At 64.1% G+C, this 23259-nt stretch carries 27 protein-coding genes; 9 read left to right on the forward strand and 18 right to left on the reverse strand.

The window, feature by feature from the left end:
- The first annotated feature begins 10 nt into the window (after window positions 1-10).
- Entirely contained in the window at window positions 11-712 is a 702-nt protein-coding gene (locus AAFN84_RS07475) for an NAD-dependent deacylase (protein ID WP_347513935.1), read from the forward strand.
- Here AAFN84_RS07475 and AAFN84_RS07480 read toward each other — a convergent pair whose 3' ends face one another.
- The 8 genes from AAFN84_RS07480 to aroC form a co-directional block, all read right to left on the reverse strand.
- Complete coding sequence (locus tag AAFN84_RS07480; RefSeq protein ID WP_347513936.1) at window positions 713-1963, reverse strand: class I SAM-dependent RNA methyltransferase; 1251 nt, start codon at window positions 1961-1963, stop codon at window positions 713-715.
- Window positions 1960-2724: a TlyA family RNA methyltransferase gene (locus tag AAFN84_RS07485; protein ID WP_347513937.1), complete on the reverse strand. Its 765-nt coding sequence runs from the start codon at window positions 2722-2724 to the stop codon at window positions 1960-1962. The genes AAFN84_RS07480 and AAFN84_RS07485 overlap by 4 nt, the downstream gene beginning before the upstream one ends.
- A gap of 38 nt (window positions 2725-2762) precedes the next feature.
- Window positions 2763-3044, reverse strand: coding sequence for a hypothetical protein (locus AAFN84_RS07490; protein ID WP_347513938.1), 282 nt, complete (start codon window positions 3042-3044; stop codon window positions 2763-2765).
- Between the two features lie 88 nt (window positions 3045-3132).
- Window positions 3133-5046, reverse strand: coding sequence for a 1-deoxy-D-xylulose-5-phosphate synthase (gene dxs / locus AAFN84_RS07495; RefSeq protein WP_347513939.1), 1914 nt, complete (start codon window positions 5044-5046; stop codon window positions 3133-3135).
- Between the two features lie 116 nt (window positions 5047-5162).
- A complete protein-coding gene (locus tag AAFN84_RS07500; protein ID WP_347513940.1) occupies window positions 5163-5423 on the reverse strand; it encodes an exodeoxyribonuclease VII small subunit in 261 nt (86 codons plus the stop codon).
- A gap of 4 nt (window positions 5424-5427) precedes the next feature.
- Window positions 5428-6354: a histone deacetylase family protein gene (locus AAFN84_RS07505; protein WP_347513941.1), complete on the reverse strand. Its 927-nt coding sequence runs from the start codon at window positions 6352-6354 to the stop codon at window positions 5428-5430.
- 78 nt (window positions 6355-6432) lie between these two features.
- Window positions 6433-7530, reverse strand: coding sequence for a 3,4-dihydroxy-2-butanone-4-phosphate synthase (gene ribB / locus AAFN84_RS07510; RefSeq protein WP_347513942.1), 1098 nt, complete (start codon window positions 7528-7530; stop codon window positions 6433-6435).
- 23 nt (window positions 7531-7553) lie between these two features.
- Window positions 7554-8660, reverse strand: coding sequence for a chorismate synthase (gene aroC / locus AAFN84_RS07515; protein ID WP_347513943.1), 1107 nt, complete (start codon window positions 8658-8660; stop codon window positions 7554-7556).
- A 215-nt stretch (window positions 8661-8875) separates the two neighbouring features.
- On the opposite strand from aroC, the gene AAFN84_RS07520 reads away from it, so the two are divergent.
- The gene (locus AAFN84_RS07520; RefSeq protein WP_347513944.1) at window positions 8876-9142 is read left to right on the forward strand and encodes a DUF1344 domain-containing protein; all 267 of its coding nucleotides are present in this window, start codon (window positions 8876-8878) and stop codon (window positions 9140-9142) included.
- A gap of 3 nt (window positions 9143-9145) precedes the next feature.
- Here the strand turns inward: AAFN84_RS07520 and AAFN84_RS07525 are convergent, their stop codons facing one another.
- Together AAFN84_RS07525 and fabI are read right to left on the reverse strand one after the other, a co-directional pair.
- Complete coding sequence (locus AAFN84_RS07525; RefSeq protein WP_347513945.1) at window positions 9146-9733, reverse strand: histidine phosphatase family protein; 588 nt, start codon at window positions 9731-9733, stop codon at window positions 9146-9148.
- A complete protein-coding gene (gene fabI, locus AAFN84_RS07530; RefSeq protein ID WP_347513946.1) occupies window positions 9733-10551 on the reverse strand; it encodes an enoyl-ACP reductase FabI in 819 nt (272 codons plus the stop codon). The genes AAFN84_RS07525 and fabI overlap by 1 nt, the downstream gene beginning before the upstream one ends.
- A gap of 190 nt (window positions 10552-10741) precedes the next feature.
- Here fabI and AAFN84_RS07535 point away from each other — a divergent pair, with 190 nt between their 5' ends.
- A complete protein-coding gene (locus AAFN84_RS07535; RefSeq protein WP_347513947.1) occupies window positions 10742-11137 on the forward strand; it encodes a nuclear transport factor 2 family protein in 396 nt (131 codons plus the stop codon).
- Between the two features lie 32 nt (window positions 11138-11169).
- On the opposite strand, the gene AAFN84_RS07540 is transcribed toward AAFN84_RS07535, so the two are convergent.
- The gene (locus tag AAFN84_RS07540; protein WP_347513948.1) at window positions 11170-12117 is read right to left on the reverse strand and encodes a DnaJ C-terminal domain-containing protein; all 948 of its coding nucleotides are present in this window, start codon (window positions 12115-12117) and stop codon (window positions 11170-11172) included.
- A gap of 90 nt (window positions 12118-12207) precedes the next feature.
- Window positions 12208-12723 carry an RT0821/Lpp0805 family surface protein gene (locus AAFN84_RS07545; protein WP_347513949.1) on the reverse strand — a complete coding sequence of 172 codons (516 nt, stop codon included), beginning with the start codon at window positions 12721-12723 and terminating at the stop codon, window positions 12208-12210.
- On the opposite strand from AAFN84_RS07545, the gene pdxH reads away from it, so the two are divergent.
- On the forward strand, window positions 12722-13336 hold the full coding sequence (gene pdxH, locus AAFN84_RS07550) for a pyridoxamine 5'-phosphate oxidase (RefSeq protein ID WP_347513950.1): 615 nt from the start codon (window positions 12722-12724) through the stop codon (window positions 13334-13336). The two genes, AAFN84_RS07545 and pdxH, sit on opposite strands and share 2 nt — an antisense overlap.
- Window positions 13337-13343: 7 nt before the next feature.
- Here pdxH and AAFN84_RS07555 read toward each other — a convergent pair whose 3' ends face one another.
- From AAFN84_RS07555 to purD, 3 genes are all read right to left on the reverse strand, one after another.
- A complete protein-coding gene (locus AAFN84_RS07555; protein ID WP_347513951.1) occupies window positions 13344-14096 on the reverse strand; it encodes a crotonase/enoyl-CoA hydratase family protein in 753 nt (250 codons plus the stop codon).
- Between the two features lie 14 nt (window positions 14097-14110).
- Window positions 14111-15886: an acyl-CoA dehydrogenase family protein gene (locus AAFN84_RS07560; RefSeq protein ID WP_347513952.1), complete on the reverse strand. Its 1776-nt coding sequence runs from the start codon at window positions 15884-15886 to the stop codon at window positions 14111-14113.
- A gap of 150 nt (window positions 15887-16036) precedes the next feature.
- Window positions 16037-17311 carry a phosphoribosylamine--glycine ligase gene (gene purD / locus AAFN84_RS07565; protein WP_347513953.1) on the reverse strand — a complete coding sequence of 425 codons (1275 nt, stop codon included), beginning with the start codon at window positions 17309-17311 and terminating at the stop codon, window positions 16037-16039.
- Between the two features lie 141 nt (window positions 17312-17452).
- Between purD and AAFN84_RS07570 the strand changes: the two genes are divergently transcribed.
- The 3 genes from AAFN84_RS07570 to ubiA are packed head-to-tail and all read left to right on the forward strand — an operon-like array spanning window position 17453 to window position 19047.
- Complete coding sequence (locus AAFN84_RS07570; protein WP_347513954.1) at window positions 17453-17641, forward strand: type II toxin-antitoxin system VapB family antitoxin; 189 nt, start codon at window positions 17453-17455, stop codon at window positions 17639-17641.
- Window positions 17642-17644: 3 nt separating this feature from the next.
- Window positions 17645-18010 (forward strand): PIN domain-containing protein, encoded by a 366-nt coding sequence (locus AAFN84_RS07575; RefSeq protein WP_347513955.1) that lies wholly within the window; start codon window positions 17645-17647, stop codon window positions 18008-18010.
- 53 nt (window positions 18011-18063) lie between these two features.
- Entirely contained in the window at window positions 18064-19047 is a 984-nt protein-coding gene (gene ubiA, locus AAFN84_RS07580) for a 4-hydroxybenzoate octaprenyltransferase (RefSeq protein WP_347513956.1), read from the forward strand.
- Window positions 19048-19054: 7 nt separating this feature from the next.
- On the opposite strand, the gene AAFN84_RS07585 is transcribed toward ubiA, so the two are convergent.
- The 3 genes from AAFN84_RS07585 to AAFN84_RS07595 form a co-directional block, all read right to left on the reverse strand.
- The gene (locus tag AAFN84_RS07585) at window positions 19055-19618 is read right to left on the reverse strand and encodes a DUF6101 family protein (protein ID WP_347513957.1); all 564 of its coding nucleotides are present in this window, start codon (window positions 19616-19618) and stop codon (window positions 19055-19057) included.
- 199 nt (window positions 19619-19817) lie between these two features.
- A complete protein-coding gene (locus tag AAFN84_RS07590; RefSeq protein WP_347513958.1) occupies window positions 19818-21242 on the reverse strand; it encodes an FAD-binding oxidoreductase in 1425 nt (474 codons plus the stop codon).
- Between the two features lie 9 nt (window positions 21243-21251).
- Window positions 21252-22226, reverse strand: coding sequence for an L-threonylcarbamoyladenylate synthase (locus tag AAFN84_RS07595; protein WP_347513959.1), 975 nt, complete (start codon window positions 22224-22226; stop codon window positions 21252-21254).
- A gap of 131 nt (window positions 22227-22357) precedes the next feature.
- Here AAFN84_RS07595 and AAFN84_RS07600 point away from each other — a divergent pair, with 131 nt between their 5' ends.
- Together AAFN84_RS07600 and AAFN84_RS07605 are read left to right on the forward strand one after the other, a co-directional pair.
- Window positions 22358-22756, forward strand: a complete 399-nt coding sequence (locus tag AAFN84_RS07600) for a hypothetical protein (protein WP_347513960.1) — start codon at window positions 22358-22360, stop codon at window positions 22754-22756.
- A 60-nt stretch (window positions 22757-22816) separates the two neighbouring features.
- On the forward strand, window positions 22817-23242 hold the full coding sequence (locus AAFN84_RS07605; RefSeq protein WP_347513961.1) for a hypothetical protein: 426 nt from the start codon (window positions 22817-22819) through the stop codon (window positions 23240-23242).
- Window positions 23243-23259 lie beyond the last annotated feature (17 nt).

Raw genomic sequence — 23259 nt, forward strand, 5'->3', positions numbered from 1 at the left:
AGCTCACTCAATGCATACTGCCCGTTCCATCGTGATCCTTACTGGCGCCGGCATCTCGGTGGAGTCCGGCATCTCGACCTTCCGGGACCGCAACGGAATATGGGCAAAGCACGACTGGCGTGACTATGCCACGCCGGAGGGATATGAGCGCCATCCCGCGCGGGTGCTCGAATTCTACAACCAGCGCCGCCGCGCCCTCAAAAGCGTCCAGCCCAATCAGGCGCACCATGCGCTGGCCCGGCTGGAAGGAGCCCACAAGGGCGAATTCCTGCTGGTGACCCAGAATGTCGATGACCTGCACGAATCCGCGGGGTCGCGAAAGCTCGTCCACATGCATGGCGAACTGAACTCTGCGCTGTGCCGGGCGTGCGGAATGCGTGCCCCCTGGCGCGACGACATCACCGTCAACTCGCAATGCAAATCGTGCGGTGCGACGGGGTTTCTGCGTCCCGATGTCGTCTGGTTCGGGGAAATGCCCTACCAGATGGAGACGATCTACCGGGCGCTTGGAAAGGCAGAGCTCTTCATAGCGATCGGCACGTCGGGCCATGTCTATCCGGCAGCGCAGTTCGTCGAGGAAGCCCGTCTCTCCGGTGCCCGGACGATCGAACTCAACCTCGACGAGACCGAGAACGCCGACGCGTTCGACGAGAGGATCACAGGCAGGGCGACGGAGACCGTGCCGGCGCTCGTCGACAGACTGCTTGGTTAGCTACCGGCGCTTCTTCGGCTTTTCCAGCAGTGCGACTGCCTCCAGGTGCGGAGACCACACGAACTGGTCAATCGGCACCACGCGCTTGAGGTTAAAACCGCCGTCGATAAGGATACGCAGGTCGCGCGCCAGCGTGAGCGGGTTGCATGACACGGCGGCAACCAGGCGAACCTGGCTGCGTGCGATCTGTTTCGCCTGGTCTTCAGCGCCGGCGCGTGGCGGGTCGAAGACAAGTCCATCGAATGTGGCGTCGAGTTCCTTGTATGTGACCGGGCGGATGAACAGGTCCCGTTTCTCGGTCGTGACCTTCTTGAGCCCGGTGGCAAACCGGAACCCGCGATCGAGGCTCGCCAGCGCGGCCGCGTCGCCTTCGACCGCATGGACCTCGCTCGAACGCGCAAGCCGCAGTGCAAAGGTGCCCACGCCAGCAAACAGATCGGCCACGCGCTTCGCCTTGGCCAGATGCGTGGTGACGAGCGATGCCATCGCCAGTTCGGCCTCTTCCACCGCCTGGATGAATGCCCCCGGCGGCGCGGGTACCGCGATGTCATCGATCATGAACACCGGCTTTCGCGGCTCGACGATGATCTCGCCGTCCACCGAGAGGCGCGCGATGCCGTTGGCGATGGCGAAATCGACCGCGGCCTGCCGCCTCTTGCCTTCAAGTTTGCCGCTTTCGTCCGCAGCGACGTCGAGCCCCGACGCGGTGTGGGTAACCGCGAGCCGAAACGGCTTCGACGTCAGTGCGATCAATCCCGCCAGTTCGCGCAGCAAGTCGAGCTTCTCGACGATCGCCGGCAACAGCACGTGGCACTCTTCCATGTCGACGATGCGATGCGAGAGCGCCGCGTTGAAGCCGAGCAGAACGCCCTTCTCGGTCGTGCGCGCGGTCAATGCAGCGCGGCGCCTCGAATATGGCGCACAGGACACGATGTCCTCGACGGGAACATCTATGTCCTTGGCCCGCAACGCATCCAGAAGACGCGCGCGCTTCCAATCGCGATAGGCAGCATCCTCCAGATGCTGCATGGCGCAGCCGCCGCACTCGCCGAAGTGGCGGCAAGGCGGCTCCACGCGTTCCGGCGAGGGATCGAGAACCGCGACGAGGTCGGCCTTCTTCTCCACCGCCTGCATGGAGACGTTGACGCGCTCGCCCGGCAGAGCGAACGGCACGAAGAGCGGGCCCTTCGGCGTATCCGCTATGCCGTCGCCCTGTGCGCCGAGACGCGCGATGGTGACGATGCTGCTCATCTGTCCTTGATGCCCCCGAGAAGAAACTCGCGGTTGCCGTCGCCGCCTTCGATCGGTGATGAAATCGTGCCCAGCGCGCGCCAGCCGGGCATGGCGTCGAGCCATGCCGCAAGATCGGCGGCGACGCGTTCGCCCTGTGAGGGATCGCGCAGGATACCGCCCTTGCCGATCGCCTCGCGCCCGGCCTCGAACTGCGGCTTCACCAGAAGCACGCAGCGCGCGCCCTGTCCGGCCAGTGCCAGTGCGGGGGGCAGCGCGAGCTTCAAAGAAATAAAGCTGACATCGGAGACGACCACGTCCGGTACGCGGCCCTCAAGGTGCCTTGCCTCGAGTTCGCGCGCATTGAGCTTTTCCAGCGACGTCACGCGGTCGTCCGCCGCCAGTTTCGGATGAAGCTGGCCATGTCCTACGTCGACCGCGATCACCTGCGCGGCGCCGCGTTCGAGCAGCACCTGGGTGAAGCCCCCCGTCGACGCGCCTATGTCGAGCGCCAGTCTCCCGCCGACGTCGATGCCGAATGCGTCCAGGCCGGCGACCAGCTTGAGGGCAGCGCGCGAGACGTAGTCTTGCCCCGGATCGTCGACGGCAATCGCGGCGTCGGCGCGCGTCCCCTGCCCCGGCTTGGCGATCACCACACCATCCACCGCGACGGCACCACGCACGATCGCGTCGCGTGCGCGCGAGCGGCTCGAAAACAGTCCGCGCTCGACGAGAAGTTCGTCGAGACGCGGTCTCTCGCGTGTTGGCGATGGCATGTTCATCCGCACTCCTTGCGGCAAGCACGCCGGCAAGGCAAGGGTCAGAGTTCCGGAGACACCGTCGACTTGCGTTCCACCGCAATCGCCAAGCCGTCGCGCCACACGCCCGGCCGCATGCGATTGCCGCCATCGGCCCGTGAGGAGATCGTCTCGACGAGTTCGATCCGCGACCTGAAATCCAGCCCGCCGCGCAGATCGCCCATCCGCGACGCCACGATCCGTGCCGCGGCGTGCGCCAGCTTCTCGTCATATCCAGCGTCGTTGGGTTGCGCCGCGCCGACACCGGCGACTGCAACCACGCATGCGAGCAGAAGCGTCCGCATCGTCCCTGTTCCGGTTTGTGTTCTTCAGACCGGAACTACCGCGCTGACGGGGGTGCCGCCAACACAAAGGTTAGGAAATGGTAAACGCTCAGGCCCTGGCTGCGGACACCGAACGCCCCAAAGCGCCAAACACCGCGCGCACGATGCCAGCCGCGTCAAGGCCGGCGTCGGCATACATCTTCTCGGGCTTTGCGTGGTCGGCAAACACGTCCGGCAACACCAGCGGGCGCACTCTCAGGCCGCCCTCAAGCAGGCCCTCATGAGCAAGAAAGTGCAGCACATGGGTGGCAAAGCCCCCGATCGCGCCCTCCTCGACCGTGATAAGCACCTCGTGCTCACGCGCCAGGCGCCGAACGAGATCGGCATCGAGGGGTTTGGCGAACCGCGCATCGGCAACCGTCGTTGAAAGCCCCGCGGCATCGAGTTCCTCGGCGGCCAGCATGCAGTCTGCGAGCCTGGTGCCGAACGATAGCAGCGCTACTTTCGTACCCTGCTTGACGACACGGCCCCTGCCGATCTCGAGCCGCTGGCCGCGGTCAGGCAGTTCGACGCCGACGCCGTTGCCGCGCGGATAGCGAAAGGCGATTGGGCCCTCGTCATGATCGACGGCGGTGCGCACCATGTGACGCAGTTCCGCCTCGTCGGCGGCGGCCATGACGACGAAGTTTGGCAGCGATGCCAGATAGGTGACGTCGAACGCCCCGCAATGGGTCGCACCATCGGCGCCGACATAACCGGCGCGATCGATCGGGAAGCGCACCGGCAGCTTCTGGATCGCGACGTCGTGCACGACCTGGTCATAGGCACGCTGGAGAAAGGTGGAATAGATCGCGGCGAACGGTTTCAGGCCCTCGGTCGCGAGCCCCGCCGCGAAGGTCACCGCGTGCTGTTCGGCGATCCCGACATCGAATGTGCGGGTTGGAAACGCCTCGCCGAACAGATCGAGCCCGGTGCCGGACGGCATGGCTGCCGTGACCGCCACGATGCGGTCGTCCTCCTGCGCCTCGCGGATCAGGCTCTGCGCGAACACCTTGGTGTAGCCCGGCGCATTGGCCGGCGGCTTGTCCTGCGCGCCGCTGATCACGTCGAACCGATTGACGCCGTGATACTTGTCGGCCGCCGCTTCGGCCGGCGCATATCCCTTGCCCTTCTGCGTCACCACGTGGATCAGCACAGGGCCGTCTCCGTGGTCGCGGACATTGCGCAGTACCGGTATCAGATGCTCCAGATTGTGGCCGTCGATTGGCCCGATGTGGAAAAAGCCGAGTTCCTCGAACAGAGTGCCGCCGGTCACATAGCCGCGCGCATGCTCGACGGCGCGTGTCACCGCACGGTCCACCCGCTTGCCGAGATAGGCCGTCAGCTTCTTGCCGATGTCGCGGATGCCGGCATAGGTGGCGCCGGAAGCGAGCCTTGCGAGATAATGGCTCATCGCGCCCGAAGGCGGCGCGATCGACATGTCATTGTCGTTGAGGATGACGATGAGGCGTGCGTCGAGCGCGCCGGCATTGTTCATCGCCTCGTAGGCCATGCCCGCCGACATCGATCCATCGCCGATCACCGCGATCACATTGTTGCTGCCGCCCTTGAGATCGCGTGCGACCGCCATCCCGAGCCCGGCGGAAATCGAGGTCGAGGAGTGCGCCGCGCCGAACGGGTCATATTCGCTTTCCGTCCGCTTGGTGAAACCGGACAGGCCACCCTCTTTCCGCAGGGTGCGGATCCGGTCGCGCCGCCCGGTCAGGATCTTGTGAGGATAAGCCTGGTGGCCAACGTCCCAGATGACACGATCGTCAGGCGTATCGAAGACATAGTGGAGCGCCACGGTGAGTTCGACCACGCCGAGACCCGCACCCAGATGCCCGCCGGTCTGCGAGACCGCATCGATCAGTTCGGCGCGCAGTTCGGCAGCAAGCTGCGGCAGTTCGCGCTCGGAAAGGCCACGCAGATCCGCTGGAATGCGCACAGTGTCTAGAAGGGGAGTGTCGGGGGCACGGCTCACGGGTCTCGCCTTGCGTTGTTCGATCAACGTTCGGGAATAGGCACAAGAAGCGGGAATGTAAATGCGACGCGGCGCAGTGCGGGCTCGTCATCCGGCACGATGTCGAAGCGGCATGTTCACGATTCCCCGTCCAGCGGCTCCGTTCCTGCCGGCTTGCCGTCGCGCGACAGCCTGATCTTTTCCACCTTGTCCTCGGCGGCCTTCAGCAGCTTGTCGCAATGGGCCTTCAGAGCCTCGCCGCGCTCGTAGATCTTGATGGACTGGTCGAGCGGCACGTCGCCGCGCTCGAGGTCGTCGACGATGCGTTCGAGCGCTTCGAGCGCCTGCTCGAAGCTCATCGCCTTGATGTCGTCGTTGATTGCCGTGGCTTCGGTCATGGCTTCATCCCTTCATGAGGCGGCGGACATGGGCACCGACCGAGAAGGCCAGGCCCTGCAGGTCGTAGCCGCCTTCCAGCAGGCTCACCAGCCGGCCGTTTGACCAGCGGTCGGCCTTGCCAAGCAGTTCGGCTGTAGCCCAGTCGAAATCGTCTTCCACCAGATTGATCTCGGCGAGCGGATCGCGGTGATGGGCGTCGAACCCGGCCGATATGATAATGAGATCGGGCTGGAAATCGTCGATCGCGGGCAAAATGCGCGTCAGGAACGCGTCGCGGAACACATCTCCATCGGTGCCTGCGGCAAGCGGCGCATTGACGATGTTGCCCGCCCCGGTCTCGTCCTTGGCCCCGGTGCCGGGATAAAGCGGCATCTGGTGGGTCGAGCAATAGAGGACCGACGGGTCGTCCCAGAAGATGTCCTGCGTGCCGTTGCCGTGGTGGACGTCCCAGTCGACGATCGCGACGCGCTCGACGCCATGCTTTCGCTGCGCGTGACGGGCAGCGATAGCGGCGTTGTTGAATAGACAGAAGCCCATCGCCGTGGACTTCTCGGCGTGATGGCCCGGCGGGCGCGAGGCGACAAACACGTTGTCCGCCGTACCGGCAAAGACGTCGTCGACCGCCGCATTGGCCGCGCCGATAGCGGTCACCGCGGCCTGCCAGCTCTTCGGGCTTGCAGACGTGTCGGAATCGATTCGCGCGATGCCCTCCGCCGGAATGCGCGACCTGACCATTTCGACGTAGTCGGCAGGGTGCGCGTACAGGATTGTCGCCTCGTCGCCCTCTGGCGACTGCTGGCGGTCGAGAGCGTCGAACGCCTCGTCGGCCAGCACGCGTTCCACCGCGCGCAGGCGATCGGGCCTTTCCGGATGGCCGGCAGGCGTGAGGTGTTCGAGATAGATCGGATGGGTATAGAGCCGCGTGGTCATCGTTCAGATATAGGCCTGCCAAGGCGTGTTGACCACGATGCGGCGGCCTCCCCGCTGCATGTTCCCCAAGCTTCTCGCTCAGATGATCTCCGTCGAGGCAATCTCGATGCCGAAGCCTTCGAGCCCGACATAATGCTTCTCGCGCGATGTAATGAGTTTGATCGAGGAGATGCCGAGGTCACGCAGGATCTGCGCGCCAAGGCCGATCTCGCGCCATTCGCTTTCGCGCCTAAGCGCTTCCTCATGCGCCTCGTCGCCATGCGAAGGCCGTGTGCGGGTACCCTGACCGACGCCGACCGAGCCCTCCCGCAGATAGACGATGATGCCACGCTTGTTCTCGCCCATGCGGCGCATGATCTCGTCGAGCCGGCTGTCCGGTCCGAACACGTCGGAAACGACGTTTTCCGGATGCAGGCGCACCGGCACTTCGACGCCGTCCCGGATATCGCCGTAGACCACCACGAAGTGCTGCATGGCGTCCCATGGCAGGCGGTAGGTATAGGCCTTGGCCGGGCCCGCCACCGTGTCGATGTCGACGCAGGCAATGCGCTCGATCAGCGTTTCCTGGCGCTGACGGTATGCGATCAGGTCGGCCACGGAGACCTGCTTGAGGCCGTGCTGTTCGGCAAATCCGGTCACCTGCGGCCCACGCATCACCGAGCCGTCGTCGTTGACGAGTTCGCAGATCACGCCGACCGGCGGCAGGCCTGCGAGCTTGCACAGGTCGACGGCGGCCTCGGTATGGCCGGACCGCATCAGAACCCCGCCTTCGCGCGCCACCAGCGGGAAGACATGCCCTGGCCGCACAAAGTCGGCGGCGCCGACATTGCCATTGGCGAGATTGCGCACCGTCAGATTGCGGTCTTCCGCCGAAATGCCCGTGGTGGTGCCGTGCTTGAAGTCGACGCTGACCGTGAACGCCGTCGAATGCGGCGCGTCATTGTCGGCCACCATGGGCTGGAGATTGAGCCGCTTTGCGTCGTCGCGGGTCATCGGCGCGCAGACGATGCCGGACGTATGACGCACGATGAACGCCATCTTCTCGGGCGTGCAGTGAACGGCAGCGACGATCAGGTCGCCTTCGTTCTCGCGGCCATCATCGTCCATCACGACGACGATCTCGCCAGCCTCGAAGGCGCGCAGCGCCTCGACGATCTTCTTCTGGTCATACGCCATGGTGCGGCCCTCGTCGGTATCGGTCAGGAAATGCGTCCGGTCTGGCCGCGATGGCGCAGATAATGATCGGCGAGCGCGCAGGCAACCATCGCCTCGCCGATCGGCACGGCACGAATGCCGACGCAGGGGTCGTGGCGCCCTTTGGTGCGGACATCGACTTCATTGCCGTCCACGTCGATGGAACGGCGCGGCGTCAGGATCGACGAGGTCGGCTTGACCGCGAAGCGCGCGACGATCGGCTGGCCGGTGGAGATGCCGCCCATGATGCCGCCGGCATGATTCGCCATGAAGATCGGCTTGCCATCATTGCCCATGCGCATCTCGTCGGCGTTCTGTTCGCCGGTCATGCGCGCGGTGGCAAAGCCATCGCCGATCTCCACGCCCTTAACGGCGTTGATCGACATCAGGTTCGAGGCGATGTCCTGGTCGAGCTTGGCATAGACCGGCGCGCCGAGGCCTGCGGGCACCCCTTCGGCGACTATCTCGACAACGGCGCCCACCGACGAGCCCGCCTTTCGGATCTCGTCCAGATAGTCGGTGAAGACCGGCACGGATGCCGGATCCGGCGTGAAGAACGGATTGTCGGCGCTCTCGATGAAGCCCCAGTTCCAGTTGTCGCGGTCGATTTCGCGCTCGCCGACCGCGACCAGCGCGCCGCGCACGCTCATGCCCGGCACCACCTTTCGCGCCAGCGCACCGGCGGCGACACGGGCTGCGGTCTCCCGCGCCGACGAACGCCCGCCGCCGCGATAATCGCGGATGCCGTATTTGACGTCGTAGGTATAGTCGGCGTGGCCAGGGCGATACTGGCGCGCGATTTCGCCGTAGTCCTTGGAGCGCTGGTCGACATTCTCGATCATCATGGAGACCGGGGTTCCGGTGGTCACCATCGTCTCGCCGTCCGCATCGTCGAGCACGAAGCCGGACAGCACCTTCACCTGGTCCGGCTCGCGCCGCTGGGTGACGAAGCGCGACTGGCCGGGACGGCGACGGTCGAGTTCGAACTGAATGTCGGCGACCGTGAACCTGACGCCGGGCGGGCAACCATCAACCACGCAGCCGAGCGCCTCGCCGTGGCTTTCGCCCCAGGTGGTGACGCGAAACAGGTGACCGAAAGTGTTGTGCGACATGGCGGGGCCTGCAGTGGGTTTCGGCGACGCTTCTATTGGCGTTTCGGGTGGGCGTCAAACACACGGACCGCAAGGCTGCGCCCGACGCCGTCCCGACGTGTTGCGCACCGCGGGCACGCGGCAAAGTTTTGACACAGTCGGTGTGTTTCTGCTCTTGTCGAAGTGCGAGGCAGGAAGCGCGCTTCGCATCAAGGGGCCAGGGATAAGGAACAAAAATGCGCATCCTGACAGGGGTACTTTACGCTTTCGCAATCGCAGCCAGCATCGGGCTGTTTGCCGGCGGGGCAACCGCGGCCGACGACGAAGGCAAGATCCAGCAGATTGACGTCGAAGCGCTGACGATCACGCTGGACAACGGCAATACCTATAGCTTGCCTGGCGAGTTCAATGTCGACGCCTTGGCGGAAGGCGCTGAAGTCGTCATCGCTTACGACACCGTCGAAGGCGTCAAACAGGTGACCGACATCGTCATCTACGAGTAGCTCTCAGAGCCACTCCGCGACACCATTGCGCAGCCGCAGGATACGGTCCTGCGGCACGGACATCGCCGCGCATTCGGCCGGCGTCATGGTGTTCGTCAGCCAAAGAACCGAGCGCAGGATACCGCCATGCGCGACGCAGATGGTGTCGGCGGCGATATCTTCGAAGAACGGTCTTACCCGTTCGGCCAGTGACGCATAGCTCTCGGCTCCCGCTCCCGGCGGCACGAAACCCCATTTGTCGCGTTCGCGACGCTCGTAACAGCCGGGCTCCAGTGCTTCGAGTTCAGCGAAGGTGTGGCCCTGCCAGTCGCCGAAATGCAATTCCATCAGCCGTGGGTCGGTGCGATAACCATCTGCCTCAAGGCCCATCGCCGCTCGGATGCGCTCCATCGTCTGCCGTGTGCGACGCAATGGGCTCGATACGAAGTCGAAGCGTGTGGGATCAGGCACCAGCTCGCGCAGCAGATCGCCATTGCGCGAGGCTTGCTGGCGGCCGGTGGCGTTCAGGTCGGTGTCGGCCTGGCCCTGGAGCCGGCCTTCCGCATTCCAGTCGGTCTGCCCGTGGCGGACGAAGTAGACGAGTTTTTGCATTATTCCTTGACGACGGAGATGTCGGGCGCGTCGACCGCCTTCATGCCGACGACGTGATAGCCGGAATCGACATGATGGATTTCGCCGGTCACGCCCTTTGAAAGATCGGAGAGCAGATACAGCGCCGAGCCGCCGACTTCCTCGATCGTGACGGTCTTCTTCAACGGCGCGTTGTACTCGTTCCATTTGAGGATATAGCGGAAGTCGCCAATGCCCGACGCTGCCAGCGTCTTGATCGGGCCCGCTGAAATGGCGTTGACGCGGATCCTGCTTGCGCCCAGATCGACGGCCAGATAGCGCACGCTCGCCTCAAGCGCGGCCTTGGCAACGCCCATCACGTTGTAGTGCGGCATCACCTTCTCCGCACCGTAGTAGGTCAATGTCAGCATCGAGCCGCCATCGGTCATCAGTTTCTCGGCGCGCTGCGCGATCGCGGTCAGCGAGTAAACGGAGATGTCCATCGAGCGCAGGAAGTTGTCGCGCGACGTGTTGATGTAGCGACCGTCGAGTTCGTCCTTGTCGGAAAAGGCGATGGCGTGAACGAGGAAGTCGAGCCGGCCCCACTTCTCTTCGAGCCCAGCGAATACGGCGTCCACGCTGGCCATGTCGGTAACGTCGCAATCGCCTGCAATGTGGGCGCCAAGATCGGCGGCGAGCGGTTCGACGCGCTTGCGGAATGCATCGCCCTGATAGGTCAAGGCCAGTTCAGCGCCGGCATCGGCACATGCCTTGGCGATTCCCCAAGCGATCGACCTGTTGTTGGCAACACCCATGATCAGGCCGCGTTTGCCCGCCAGAAGCCCGTTTCCTGCCGCCATGCGTCGTCTCCCCGCATTGTTGGAATGTGCGAGCCCTATCGCACAGGCGCAGAGCGCGTTCAAGAAGACAAGGATCGCGGCCGTTAGCGGTCCTCAGTTTTCGAAGCGCCAAAACTGATTGTTCTATGCAATCAGTTTTGATAGCATTGACATGGATTCATCGTGAAGGACGCGCGGGAGAAAGCTGAGCATGCCACTACAACCAGCCGACGATCCCGATCCCGTTGCAGTGGCGAAAGCCTGCTTGCTTGCCTATGCGGCAAGCGATCGCGAGGCGATCGAGAGGGTGATCGCACCCGACTTCCATTTCACCAGCCCTTTGGACAATCGGATCGACCGCACCGCGTATTTCGAGCGCTGCTGGCCGAACAGCGCTTTCATCACGGATTTCGAGTTCGTCAGGATCGTGCGGGACGGCGACGTCGTGCTGGTCACCTATGAAGGCACGAACCAGGATGGAAAACGGTTTCGCAACACCGAGGCGCTGACGATCCGCGAGGGCCAGATCGTCGAGGTGGAGGTCTATTTCGGCTGGAACGTGCCCCATGATGCGCCGGAAGGCGGGTTCATCCAGCCTCCGGCATAGCCCGTCATTGAAACCGCGGCGCCTCGATCGGGTCAGGCCGCCTTCGGATTTGCCTCGCGCATCAGCGCCTCGAGGCGAGGATCGCCGCCTTCCGGCAACATGATGCGGAGATGGGCGTAGAGATCGCCATGTCCACCTGCCTTCAATGGCAGGCCCTTGCCCTTCAGCCTCAGCACGCGATCCGAACTCGACCACGCGGGAATGGACAGCGCGAGGCGGCCATAGGGCGTGTCGACAGGCACCTTGGCGCCGAGCACGGCATCGGCAAGCGGCACGGGCACATCGACATGCAGGTCGCGGCCCTCCACGCGATAGAGCGGGTGCCTCGCAAAACGAACCTTGACCAGAGCGTCTCCAGGCTGGCCGAAGGGCGAAGCTTCTCCCTGTCCTTTCAGCCTTATCGTCTGGCCGTCCTCGACATAGGCCGGCAGTTTGATGCCGAGCTTGCGGCCGTCTGGAAAGGCGGCGGTGACCTTCGAGGCCTGGGCAACGTCTTCGAGGCTGACGTCGAGCGACACGTTGATGTCGGAGCCGCCCGTCGCACGCGCGCCGCCGCCGGGCTGGCCACCACCTGCCTGCCGCTTGAACGATTGGCCGAACAGTTCGCTGAAAATGTCGCCAGCGTCACCGAACGGATCGCCACCGGGTCCGCCGGAACGGAACTCGAAATGCGCGCCGCCTGGGCCGCCGCGGGCGCCGGACTGTCGGAAGCCGCCGAACGGACCGCCGTCGCCGCCGCCGAAATTCGCGTAGCGCGGCTTGCCGCCAGCGTCGATCTCGCCGCGATCGAACTGGCCACGCTTCGTTTCGTCTCCGACGACCTCGTAGGCCTGGTTCACCTCGGCGAACCGGTCCTTGGCCTTCGGATCGTCCGGATTCTGGTCCGGATGATATTTCTTGGCGAGCTTGCGGAACGCCGACTTGATGTCTTTCGCAGAGGCGTTCTTCGCAACGCCCAATACGTCATAGGGATCGCGCATCGTGTCCTGTCTGCCGAAATGGAATTTTCTCTCACGGCTAATATGCGTACTGCTAGGAAGAAATTCCAGATCGGGCAAGCCGTTCAGCCACTATTCCACCGCGTCGAAGGCCCTCATCACCCAGATTCGGGAGGGTCCCAGGCAGGTCTCGCCCCGAAAAAGGTGGATGCCGTCGAAACTCTCGCGAGAGGCGACGAACTGGCGGCAGAGATAGCCGTCCTGTCGGTTTTCCTGCACCTGGCGAATCGAGCCGCGTGATCCCGTGCCCGCGTTTGCCCAGCCGATGCCGTCCGGACCAACCTCATCGACGATCGCGGAAGACACCGCGTTGCGAATCGTCGCTTCGTCCGAAAGCCGCACGGCGTCAATCTCTGGAGGCGCATCCTGGGAAATCGAGCCGGTCACGATCGAGCGATCCGGGACCGCATCCTCAATCGAAAAGCTGCTCGTCCCGCAAGCAACAAGGGGTACGCAGGTGACGATGGGCACGAGCATGCGCGGGCTGAACCAAAGGAAAAGCCGCCTGCCCCATCCACCGAATGCTTGCGCCTTGCGCGCCAATCGGCATTCTCCCGTCAGTTCGACACATGTCCGAGGATCGATCATGCCTGAATCAAGGTTAACGGATGGTGATTTCACAGAAAGCGCGCAGCCCTATGCCTTGTTTGCGCAGTGGCTGGAGGATGCCACGCAATCTGAACCCAACGATCCCAATGCAACCGCGCTCGCGACCGTCGACCCCGATGGCCTGCCGAACGTGCGCATGGTGCTGCTGAAGGGCTTCGACCAACAGGGCTTCGTTTTCTACACCAATTATGACAGCACCAAGGGGCAGGAGATCCTGGCGTCGATGAAGGCGGCGATGTGTTTTCACTGGAAGAGCCTGCGCCGTCAGGTGCGGGTACGCGGCCCGGTCGAGCGTGTCACGGATGCAGAAGCCGACAGCTATTTCGCGTCGCGGCCGCGCGGCAGCCGCATCGGCGCCTGGGCCTCGGCACAGTCGAGGCCGCTTGAAAGCCGGTTCGCGCTGGAAAAGGCGGTAGCCGAATACACGGCGCGCTACGCGATCGGGGAGATTCCCCGCCCCGCACACTGGTCGGGCTTTCGAATCAGGCCGGTACAGCTCGAATTCTGGCACGACCGGCCATTCCGCCTGCATGACCGGGTCAAGTTCGATGCAGAAGGCGAAGGCTGGAAAAAGACGCGGCTGTATCCGTAGGCCGACGTCAGCCCTTCTTCCTGCTCATGAACGCCATGAACGCGTTGCGGGCCTCGTCGGACTTCAGACGCGCACGGAAATGCACGCCTTCCTCCTTGATCCGCGCGACCAATGCGGCGCGATCGCCCAGCATCAGGTCGCGGGCGATTTTCAGCGCCTCAGGCGGCTTTGAGGCGATGCGCTCAGCCGCCGCCAGCGCGGCCGCCTCGAGTTCATCTTCCGCAACGACGTCGTAAATCAGACCTGCTGCTTTGGCGCGCTCGGCCGAAAAGCCCTCTCCCAGCGCCAGCAAGGCAAATGCCTGCTGGCGTCCGACAATGGCAGGCGCAAGCAGGCTCGATCCGGCTTCCGGCACCAGGCCGAGGTCGACGAATGGGGTGCGGAATTCCGTGCGCGGGGTCGCCAGCGTCAGATCGCAGTGAAGATTGATGGTGGTACCGATTCCCACCGCGATGCCGTCGACGCCCGACACGATCGGCTTAGCGGCGCCAGCGAGCGCCATCAGGAAATCATAGACTTCCGTGCCACCCTCAGCGCCCGTCGCCACCGCCATGAAATCCGCCATGTCGTTTCCCGACGAGAACGCGCCCGCTACGCCGAGGATGAGATGGACGCGCACGCTCTCATCCGCATCGCCTTCGGCCAGCGCGCGCGCCATTGCGGCATACATGGCACGCGTTATGGCGTTCTTCTTTTCCGGACGGTTCATGCGGATGAGTTGGACCGCGCCGTTGCGCTCAACCTGGATGTGCTCGCTCATCGGTACTCTCTCCCTCAGGACGCCAGCGCCGCGTCGGCTGCGGCAAGGCTTGCACCACCATCGATGACCCTGCGCTTGAGCGCCGATGCTTCGTCGATCAGGTTTTCGGCATAGAAGCGCGCTAGCGCGATGCGGCCAGCGTCTTCGCCGGCAAGCGCGCCACGCACCAGCCATGCGCCGCCGGCAGCAAGCCCGCACAGGCGGAGATACGGCGTCGCGCCGGCAAGCGCTTCGGCATGGCGACCATCGGCGACCGCTTGCTGGAGGAACGCGGTCGTTTCCTCCAGATCATCGATCGCGGTGTCGCATTTATCCGCCGTCTTGCCGAAGCCGCCCGCATTCGACTTGCGAAGCCCTTCGATTTCGGCCCGCAACTCGGCGATGAAACCCTTCACCTGCTCGCCGCCCGAGAGAGGCAGCTTGCGCATGACGAGGTCAATCGCCTGGATGCCGTTGGTGCCCTCGTAGATCGGCGCGATGCGCGAGTCGCGCAGCAGCGCGGCGGCACCGGTTTCCTCGATATAGCCCATGCCGCCATGCACCTGCACACCGATCGAGGCGACGTCGACGCCGATATCGGTCGGGAATGCCTTGGCGATCGGCGTCAGAAGTCCGGCACGTTCCTGCCAGCGGGCCGCCTCGTCACCGTCGCTGACGCGTCCCATGTCAATCGCATGGGCGCAGGAATAGCAGATCGAGCGCGCGGCCTGCGTCAACGCCTTCATGGTCAGCAGGTTACGCTTCACGTCCGGATGATGGATGATCGGAGCCATGCCCTTGCCGGAAAAATCGGCGGCCTTGCCCTGCGTTCGGTCCCGCGCATAGGCCAGCGCCTTCTGGTAGGCTGCCTCGGCGATCGCCACGCCTTGGATGCCGACGGCAAGGCGCGCATTGTTCATCATCGTGAACATGCAGGCGAGGCCCTTGTTTTCCTCGCCGATCAGCCAGCCGACCGCGCCGGGCTCCCTGTCCTTGGAGAAGCCGTCGCCATAGACCATGGTGCAGGTAGGCGAGCCGTGCAGGCCGAGCTTGTGCTCCATGGAGGCGCAGAAGAGATCGTTGCGCGCGCCGAGCGAGCCATCTTCTTCCACAAGGAACTTCGGCACCAGGAACAGCGAAATCCCGCGCGTTCCCTCAGGCGCGTCCGGCAGGCGCGCCAGCACCATGTGAACGATGTTGTCGGTCAGATCGTGCTCGCCATAGGTAATAAATATCTTCTGGCCAAAAATCCGATAGGTTCCGTCGGGCGCGCGTTCGGCTCGGGTGCGGAGTGCGGCAAGGTCCGATCCCGCCTGCGGTTCCGTCAGGTTCATCGTGCCCATCCACTCGCCGGACACGATCTTGTCGAGGTAGATGGCCTTTAGTTCTTCCGAGGCGTGCTTCTCCAGCGCCTCGATCGTGCCCATCGTCAGCGTGGGTCCGATTGCGAATGACATCGACCCGGAATTCCACATCTCGAACGTGGCGATCGCAAGTGACATCGGCAGGCCCTGCCCGCCATGCGCGACGGGGCCCGTCAACGCGTTCCAGCCGCCTTCGATCCAGCGCTGATAGAGTTCCTTCCAGCCTTCCGGTGTCGTCACCACAGCATCTTTCAGCGTGGCGCCCTGCTCGTCACCAATGCGGCGCATCGGCGTGATCTCTTCAGTGGCAAAGCGCCCAGCCTCGGTCAGGATGGCGTCAAGAAGGTCCTCGCTGAGATCGCCGAGCCTGCCGTCCTGCAGCGCCGGACCGACGCCCGTCACGTGCTTCAGCGTGTGTGCGATTTCTTCAACTGGTGCCCGATACATGAACGTCCTCCATCCCGTCCGCGCCGCCGTGACGGCAGCCTGTCAGTCAACGCAAGAGCTAGTTCCTTTTTACGTAAGCGTCAAACTTTCGCGGCTGACCAGCTGCGTGAAATTGGACGAGAAATCCGAGTGAGGACCAACGCTTCGAAGCTACGACCGCTCGCGCTCGATGGCCCGCCATCCGATGTCGCGGCGGCAAAATCCGTCCGGCCAGTCGATATCGTCGACGGCGGCATAGGCCTTGCGGCCAGCATCGGTCACGGTCGCCCCGAGCGCGGTGACGTTGAGAACCCGCCCTCCAGCGGCCACGAGCGTGTCACCGTCGCGCCGGGTACCGGCGTGGAATATCTTGACGCCATCGGACTCGCCTTCGCGGATACCCGAAATGCTGCTGCCCTTCTGCGGGTTGTCCGGATAGCCCTTCGCCGCGAGCACAACCGTCAGGGCCGCATCATCGCGCCAGCGTGCCGACATGTGGCCCAGTTGACCGTCGACTGCCGCGTTGAGAAGCACCAGCAGATCGTCCCTGAGACGCATTATCAACACCTGGCATTCGGGATCGCCGAAGCGGACATTGTATTCGATGAGCTTCGGACCCTCCGTCGTGATCATCAGACCAACGAAGAGCACGCCCTTGAAGGGAATACCCATCTCATTCATGCCCGCCAGAGTCGGGCGGACGATCTCCGCCATGACCTGCTCCGTCAGTTCCGGCGTCATCACCGGCGCCGGCGAATAGGCACCCATGCCACCGGTATTTGGCCCGGTATCCCCTTCGCCGACGCGCTTGTGATCCTGCGCCGTGCCGAAGGGCAGCGCGTTCACGCCGTCGCACAGACAGAAGAAGCTCGCCTCCTCGCCTTCAAGAAATTCCTCGACGACGACTTCTGCACCGGCCGCGCCAAACGCACCCTCGAAGCATGCGTCAATGGCATCCAGGGCCTCGTCTAGTGTCATGGCGACGGTAACCCCCTTGCCTGCCGCCAGTCCGTCAGCCTTGACCACGATCGGCGCGCCGACGCCACGCGCGTAGGCCTTGGCCTTGGGGGCATTGTTGAAGCGGCCATAGGCTGCGGTGGGAATGTCGAATCGTGCGCAGAGGTCCTTGGTGAAGCCCTTGGAGCCCTCCAATTGGGCTGCCTGGCCAGATGGTCCGAAGACGCGAATGCCGGCCGCGGCGAGCGCATCGGCGAGACCCGCCACCAGCGGCGCTTCCGGCCCTACAACCACCAGGTCGATGGCGTTCTCCCTGGCGAAGGCGGTCACCGCGTCATGGTCGCCGACATCCAGTGCCACACATTCGGCTTCCTCAGCGATGCCCGGATTGCCGGGCGCGGCAAAGAGCTTCGTCAGCATCGGAGAGGCGGCAAGCTTCCATGCCAGCGCATGCTCGCGCCCGCCGGACCCGATAAGGAGTACGTTCATGTCGCCGATTCCCGCCAAATGTTCATCACGATCTCCGGTAGGGTGCCGAGCGGCCATGGTCAAGAAGTGCAATTTCCGTAGGCGTGCTAGCATTGATAAGGGCATCATCTGATGCCATGTTTGACGCAATCGGGAGAGCTTATGCGCACCACCATTAATCTGGACGAAGAGTTGGTCGCAAAGGGACAAGCCCTGACCGGCATCAAGGAGAAATCCGCGCTCGTACGCGAGGCGTTTACGGCGCTGATCGAGCGCGAGAGCGCACGCCGACTCGCGCGCCTGGGCGGCACCGAACCGGACCTCGAACCCGCTCAACGCCGCAGGGCTTAGACCATGCCGCTGGTCGATACCTCGGTGTGGGTCGATCATTTGAATCATGGCGACACAGCTCTGGCATCTGCCCTTCAGGACGGTCATGTATTGATGCATCCGTTTGTCCTGGGCGAAATTGCGCTTGGCAATCTGCGTGACCGCAACGCCGTCCTAGGCCACATGGCCGGTCTCCCCGCCGCACTTGCCGCAAATGAAGCGGAAGTGCTGCAACTGATTAGCAGACACAAACTGCATGGCATTGGCGTCGGCTATATCGATGCACATCTGCTCGCTTCGGCGATGTTGAGCAACGTAACCTTGTGGACCCGTGATCGCCGTCTGAAGGCAGCGGCAGAGGCGCTAGGTCTGTCCTGGGGCATGGATTGATCGCGGCATCACAGCGTCTTGACGCCCGCGCCGGGCGCTGCCACTCAGAAACCATGGAAAACATCCAGTCCAAGGAATCCCGCGGGCGTGTCGCCGATGCGCCGACCGGCCATTGGGTCTACCGCATGCTTCCCCCCTCCCTGTGGCCCTATGCGCAGCTCGCGCGTTGGGACCGGCCGATCGGCTTCTGGCTGTTGATGTGGCCCTGCTGGTGGTCGGCTGGGATGGCCGCCACCGCGCATGCCCGGCCGGGTGCGCCGCTTCTCGACGTCCTGCCGTCTCCCTGGCACCTGTTCCTGTTCCTGGCCGGCTCCATCGCGATGCGCGGGGCAGGCTGCACCTACAACGACATCGTCGATCAGGACATAGACGAGCAGGTGGCGCGCACGCGGTCCCGGCCGCTGCCTTCCGGCAAGGTCACCGTCCGGCAGGCATGGACGTTCCTCGTGCTGCAATGCCTGGTCGGCGCGGTCGTGCTGTTTCAGTTCAACTGGTTCGCCGTGCTGGTGGGGCTGGCATCATTGCTGACGGTCGCGATCTACCCGTTCATGAAACGCTTCACCGACTGGCCGCAACTGTTCCTCGGCTTCGCCTTTTCATGGGGTGCGCTGATGGGCTGGGCCGCACATTTCGGGTCGCTGGAGCTCGCGCCACTTCTGCTTTATTTCGGGTCGATCCTCTGGGTGATCGGCTACGACACGCTCTATGCTCATCAGGACAAGGAGGACGACGCGCTTGTCGGCGTCCGCTCGACCGCGCGGCTGTTCGGCGACCGCACCAAGCAATGGCTCATCGCGCTTTATGGCGGCGCATTGTTGTTCTTCGTTGTCGCGTTTGCAAACGCGGCCGTTCCGATGCCGGCACTCGCGGGGCTGCTGGCGGCGGGAGCGCACATGGCCAGGCAGATCAAGGTCCTCGACATCGACGACCCTGATCAGTGCCTCAAGCTTTTCCACTCAAACAAGATGGTCGGCTGGCTGATATTTCTCGGCCTGGCCGGCGGCGGCGTGTGGGCCACCATCAGCCCGAGCTTCTGAACGCCCCTCAGCGGCGCGCGATGATTTCCTCGCCGTCCACCACCATGCGCACGCCGAGATGTCCGGTCTTGCGGCGGGCGAGGAAGCGCGGTCGACGCTGGCGCGAGACCTGGCCCTTGCGGCGCTCCTGTGGCGGCGACTTGCGCACGAAGCCGAGCGATTCCTCCAATGTGCGCGCGACGCCATCCGATTCGATCAGGAGCATCGGCAGGCGATAGGCCTCGGCCCACGCGCGCCAGTCGGCGGCGACATCGTCGAGGTCGCTGGCGACCAGAAGAGGCACCGAGAGTTGCGGGTCATTGTGCAGCAATTCCAGCGTGATCGTCACGGTACGATCGTCGTGCTCGATGGCGCGCGCCGCCACCCCCTTGAATGCCTTGGCCGGCAGCGCGACGCTCACCGGCAGGCCGCTGTTCTTCAGAATGCGGCGGACCGTCGCCCCACGATGGTCGATCGTGAAGGTAACGTCCCCCAGATCGTCCTGCGTGGCGTAGGATACGGCCTGGGGCAGCCGGAACGGATCGAGCCGCATGTCGCAGCCGGCCCAGACGGGCTTCAGCTTGGTATACATCGTTGCGCCTTCCTGTCTCTCCTGAGAGCCGGTGTTCCGGTCCCTCGCGGGCGGTTTGTCCCGCCTCGTTATGGGTGAGAGATTAGACGGCGCTCCTTTCCGAGGCGCTTAAGAAACTGGGTTAAGGCTTTCTCGCCTCAGCGCATGGTTATCGAATTCCGACCCGCTGCAACGCTCCGTCAACCCGGGTAAAAATCCCCTAAATCACCTTGCCCGGATTCATGATGCCGGCGGGGTCGAAATCGCGCTTGATGCGCCGCATGAGATCGATCGCCACCGGAGGAGCCGTCGCGATCAGTTCGTCGCGCTTCAGCCTGCCGATGCCATGTTCGGCCGAGATCGATCCGTCGAGGGCACGCACCACATCATGAACCACCTTGTTGATTTCGCGGTAGCGCGCGAGGAAAGCCTCGGGATCGCCGCCTTCAGGCTGCGAAATGTTGTAGTGCAGGTTGCCGTCACCCATGTGGCCGAAACAGACGAGTCGTGCCCGCGGCTCCACCTTCTGCACTGCACGCCAGGCGGCGTCGATGAACTCCGGCACGGAAACCACCGGCACCGATATGTCGTGCTTGATCGAGGCGCCTTCGGGCTTCTGGGCTTCCGACATCGATTCGCGCAAACTCCAGAATGCGGCCGCCTGACCGAGGCTTGCCGCGATGGCGGCGTCGTCCAGCAGGCCGCTCTCCAGCCCTTCGCCGAGAATCTCCTCCAGCAGGCCTCGCGCATCCTCCGCTGAACGTCCCGACGAAATTTCCAACAACACGTGCCACGGATGATCGCCCGACAGCGGCGCTGTGGCGGCGGCGAAGTGCCTGAGCACGAAGGAAAGCGACATGTCGATCATCAGCTCGAAGGCCGTCAGGCTCGCGCCCGCACGCTCGCTGGCAAGTGCAAACAGCTTCAGCGCCTGCTCGGGGTTTTGGAGGCCGACCCATGCGACCTCTCGCCCTTTCGGCTTCGGATAGAGTTTCAGCACGGCTGCCGTAATCACGCCCAGCGTCCCCTCGGCCCCCACAAACAGGTTCTTCAGGTCGTAGCCGGTGTTGTCCTTCTTCAGCTTGCGCAGGTCGTCCAGCACTTCACCGGTTGGAAGCACGACCTCAACACCGAGGCACAGTTCACGCGCGTTGCCGTAGGCAAGCACGGCCGTTCCGCCCGCGTTCGACGACAGGTTGCCGCCAATCTGCGACGAGCCCTGGGACGCAAGCGACAGCGGAAAAAGCCTGTCTGCATTGTCGGCCGCGTCATGCAGGGACTGCAGCACGACGCCGGCCTCGGCGGTGATCGTGTTCGAAGCGATGTCGATCTCGCGTATCCGGTTGAGCCTGGACAGGGACAGCACGATCTCGCGCCCGCTGTCGTCCGGGGTCTGCCCGCCCACGAGGCCGGTGTTGCCGCCCTGCGGCACGATCGGGGTTCCCGTTTCGCTGGCGAGTTTCAGGATCGCCGACACCTCCTGGACGCTGCCCGGTCTCAGCACCATCGCGGATTTGCCGGACCACAGACCACGCCGCTCGGTTACGTATGGCTCGATATCGGCGGGCAGCCGAAAAGTATAGGCGTCGCCGACGATTGCGGCGAAGCGATCCAGCACTGGTTGATCGTCGGCGGAACTGGACATGACGATGGCCTACTCCGGTAAAATGTCGTCGCCGCGTGGCGCGGCGGCCCGGCGCAGACGATCGTTGATGGCTTCGCCGAGCCCGTCCAACGGGATAGGCTCGACGGCAATCGCCGACGCGCCGACCGCGTCGAGCGCCTTCAGATGGGCGTAGAGATTGGCTGCCGCTTCGCCCAGGTCTCCGGTGGGCGACAGGTTCAGCATCGCGGTCGCCGTCTCCGCGCCTGTCACGCGGTGTGGACCGAACGCGAGCAAGGCTTCGTGCTGGCGCACCTCCGACGCATCCAGCCGCACGGCGGCATCAGGCGCGTAGTGCGAGGCCAGCATACCGGGTGCTTCGATGCCCGAACCGCCGCCCCGCCCGAGCTCCAGGCCGAGCACGTCGCCGATCTGCTCAGCCGTAAGTCCGCCCGGACGCAGGATGCGCACACCGTCATCCGCGACTTTCACGATCGTCGATTCAACGCCGATGTTGGTTGCCCCACCGTCGACGACCAGCCCGATCTTCGCGCCGAGATCGTCATCGACGGCCTTTGCGTTCGTCGGGCTGATCCGCCCGGAGGTATTGGCAGACGGCGCGGCCAGCGGACGATGCAGCCTTGCAATCACGTCGCGGCCGAAACCGATCGGCATCCGCAGCGCGACGGTCTTGAGCCCGGCTGTCACCAGCGGATGGATGTCGTGGCCATCCCTTAACGGCAGGACGAGGGTCAACGGACCGGGCCAGAAGCTTTCGGCAAGCCGTCTCGACGTCTCGTCGAATTGGGCGATCGTCTCGGCCATCGCCATGTCGCAGACATGGACGATGAGCGGATTGAAATGCGGTCGTCCCTTGGTCTCGAAGATGCGCGCCACCGCTTCGCCATTGGTGGCGTCGGCGGCAAGCCCGTAGACGGTCTCCGTCGGGATCGCGATCACCTGCCCTGCCTCGAGAAGGTCGAGAGCCGGTTCTAGTGCTGCTTCAAGCGGCAATATGCGGGCCAATAACGGCTCCCCGTCGGTTCGCGTCTGAAGGTAGGTTGCCTAACCCGGGCCTGCGATGGCGGCAAGTGCTTGTTAATGCGCGCATGCGATCATGAACACTTGTGGTGTGTGCGTATGGCAGGTGGCGAAAAATGTATCGAGTTCCGGCCAGGGGCCTTTCTTCCATGTTGATCCTGTCGGCATCGGCCCTTGGGCCGTCGCACGCGTCATCCTTCATCGATGTCGGCGCCCCGGAGTCCACGCCATCCATCGTCATGATGGGAGAAGCGGTGGCCGAGGCGATCGAGGCTCAGCCGGTATCGGCGCAAAAAGAGCCATCGGAGGACGAGAGGTTCGCGTTGAGCGCCTCCGTCACCGCAATCGGCGCTGACGCCATTCCGAAGACCAAGGAAGACGTTGCTTCGGTCACGCCAGCAGAAGCAAGTGAGCCAGAACGTCAGGCACCGTCCTGGACATCAGACGCGCTGCCCACGCTGATGCGGGGCGGCATCGTCGCCGAGGCGCTACCACGGGACACCAGCGACGAATAGGCTCGCACGCTTGACGACAGCGGGTCGGCTGGTCACAGTCCGCTCGAAGGGGAGCGCGCCATGGACCTGACCGTCAATTTCGTCTTGAAGTTCCTGCACATTCTTGGGCTCATGCTGGGTGCTGCCGCCGGCTTCGGGACCATGGTAGTCGCGCGGCAGGCAAGGCGCGCCGGTGCGCCCTCGCCCGAACTCATGGCCTTGCGGCCGCATTTCGCGACGTTTGGCCTTGCGGGTATCGTGCTCATCTGGCTAAGCGGCCTGGCGCTGTGGCTGCTGCGCTACGACCTGGCCAATCTCGGGCCGGCCTACACGCTCAAGCTGGTTGTGGCGCTGGTGCTGCTCGGCGTCATCCTGGCAATTTACCAGGTCAGCCGTCGCGCCGCCAAGGCAGGCACACCGCCGCCTTCATGGCTGCCGAAACTCGGCATGACCACGCCGATCCTGACGCTTCTCGCCATGGGCCTCGGCGTGTGGGTGTTTATCTGACGCCGTTTTGTTGCGGG

This window comes from Mesorhizobium sp. CAU 1741 (genome assembly GCF_039839275.1).
In the GTDB taxonomy this organism is placed as follows: Bacteria; Pseudomonadota; Alphaproteobacteria; order Rhizobiales; family Rhizobiaceae; genus Aerobium.

Coding starts and splice junctions, on each gene's coding strand:
- fabI (WP_347513946.1), bottom strand. CDS start 10,551: ATGGCGGCAGGAAACGGGCTTCTGGCGGGCAAACGCGGCCTGATCATG.
- AAFN84_RS07525 (WP_347513945.1), bottom strand. CDS start 9,733: ATGCAAAAACTCGTCTACTTCGTCCGCCACGGGCAGACCGACTGGAAT.
- AAFN84_RS07520 (WP_347513944.1), top strand. CDS start 8,876: ATGCGCATCCTGACAGGGGTACTTTACGCTTTCGCAATCGCAGCCAGC.
- AAFN84_RS07490 (WP_347513938.1), bottom strand. CDS start 3,044: ATGCGGACGCTTCTGCTCGCATGCGTGGTTGCAGTCGCCGGTGTCGGC.
- AAFN84_RS07535 (WP_347513947.1), top strand. CDS start 10,742: ATGCCACTACAACCAGCCGACGATCCCGATCCCGTTGCAGTGGCGAAA.
- AAFN84_RS07605 (WP_347513961.1), top strand. CDS start 22,817: ATGGACCTGACCGTCAATTTCGTCTTGAAGTTCCTGCACATTCTTGGG.
- AAFN84_RS07600 (WP_347513960.1), top strand. CDS start 22,358: ATGTATCGAGTTCCGGCCAGGGGCCTTTCTTCCATGTTGATCCTGTCG.
- purD (WP_347513953.1), bottom strand. CDS start 17,311: ATGAACGTACTCCTTATCGGGTCCGGCGGGCGCGAGCATGCGCTGGCA.
- AAFN84_RS07590 (WP_347513958.1), bottom strand. CDS start 21,242: ATGTCCAGTTCCGCCGACGATCAACCAGTGCTGGATCGCTTCGCCGCA.
- AAFN84_RS07475 (WP_347513935.1), top strand. CDS start 11: ATGCATACTGCCCGTTCCATCGTGATCCTTACTGGCGCCGGCATCTCG.
- AAFN84_RS07575 (WP_347513955.1), top strand. CDS start 17,645: ATGCCGCTGGTCGATACCTCGGTGTGGGTCGATCATTTGAATCATGGC.
- aroC (WP_347513943.1), bottom strand. CDS start 8,660: ATGTCGCACAACACTTTCGGTCACCTGTTTCGCGTCACCACCTGGGGC.
- AAFN84_RS07570 (WP_347513954.1), top strand. CDS start 17,453: ATGCGCACCACCATTAATCTGGACGAAGAGTTGGTCGCAAAGGGACAA.
- AAFN84_RS07545 (WP_347513949.1), bottom strand. CDS start 12,723: ATGATCGATCCTCGGACATGTGTCGAACTGACGGGAGAATGCCGATTG.
- AAFN84_RS07485 (WP_347513937.1), bottom strand. CDS start 2,724: ATGAACATGCCATCGCCAACACGCGAGAGACCGCGTCTCGACGAACTT.
- AAFN84_RS07480 (WP_347513936.1), bottom strand. CDS start 1,963: ATGAGCAGCATCGTCACCATCGCGCGTCTCGGCGCACAGGGCGACGGC.
- AAFN84_RS07560 (WP_347513952.1), bottom strand. CDS start 15,886: ATGTATCGGGCACCAGTTGAAGAAATCGCACACACGCTGAAGCACGTG.
- ribB (WP_347513942.1), bottom strand. CDS start 7,530: ATGGCGTATGACCAGAAGAAGATCGTCGAGGCGCTGCGCGCCTTCGAG.
- AAFN84_RS07505 (WP_347513941.1), bottom strand. CDS start 6,354: ATGACCACGCGGCTCTATACCCATCCGATCTATCTCGAACACCTCACG.
- AAFN84_RS07500 (WP_347513940.1), bottom strand. CDS start 5,423: ATGACCGAAGCCACGGCAATCAACGACGACATCAAGGCGATGAGCTTC.
- pdxH (WP_347513950.1), top strand. CDS start 12,722: ATGCCTGAATCAAGGTTAACGGATGGTGATTTCACAGAAAGCGCGCAG.
- AAFN84_RS07540 (WP_347513948.1), bottom strand. CDS start 12,117: ATGCGCGATCCCTATGACGTATTGGGCGTTGCGAAGAACGCCTCTGCG.
- AAFN84_RS07585 (WP_347513957.1), bottom strand. CDS start 19,618: ATGTATACCAAGCTGAAGCCCGTCTGGGCCGGCTGCGACATGCGGCTC.
- ubiA (WP_347513956.1), top strand. CDS start 18,064: ATGGAAAACATCCAGTCCAAGGAATCCCGCGGGCGTGTCGCCGATGCG.
- AAFN84_RS07555 (WP_347513951.1), bottom strand. CDS start 14,096: ATGAGCGAGCACATCCAGGTTGAGCGCAACGGCGCGGTCCAACTCATC.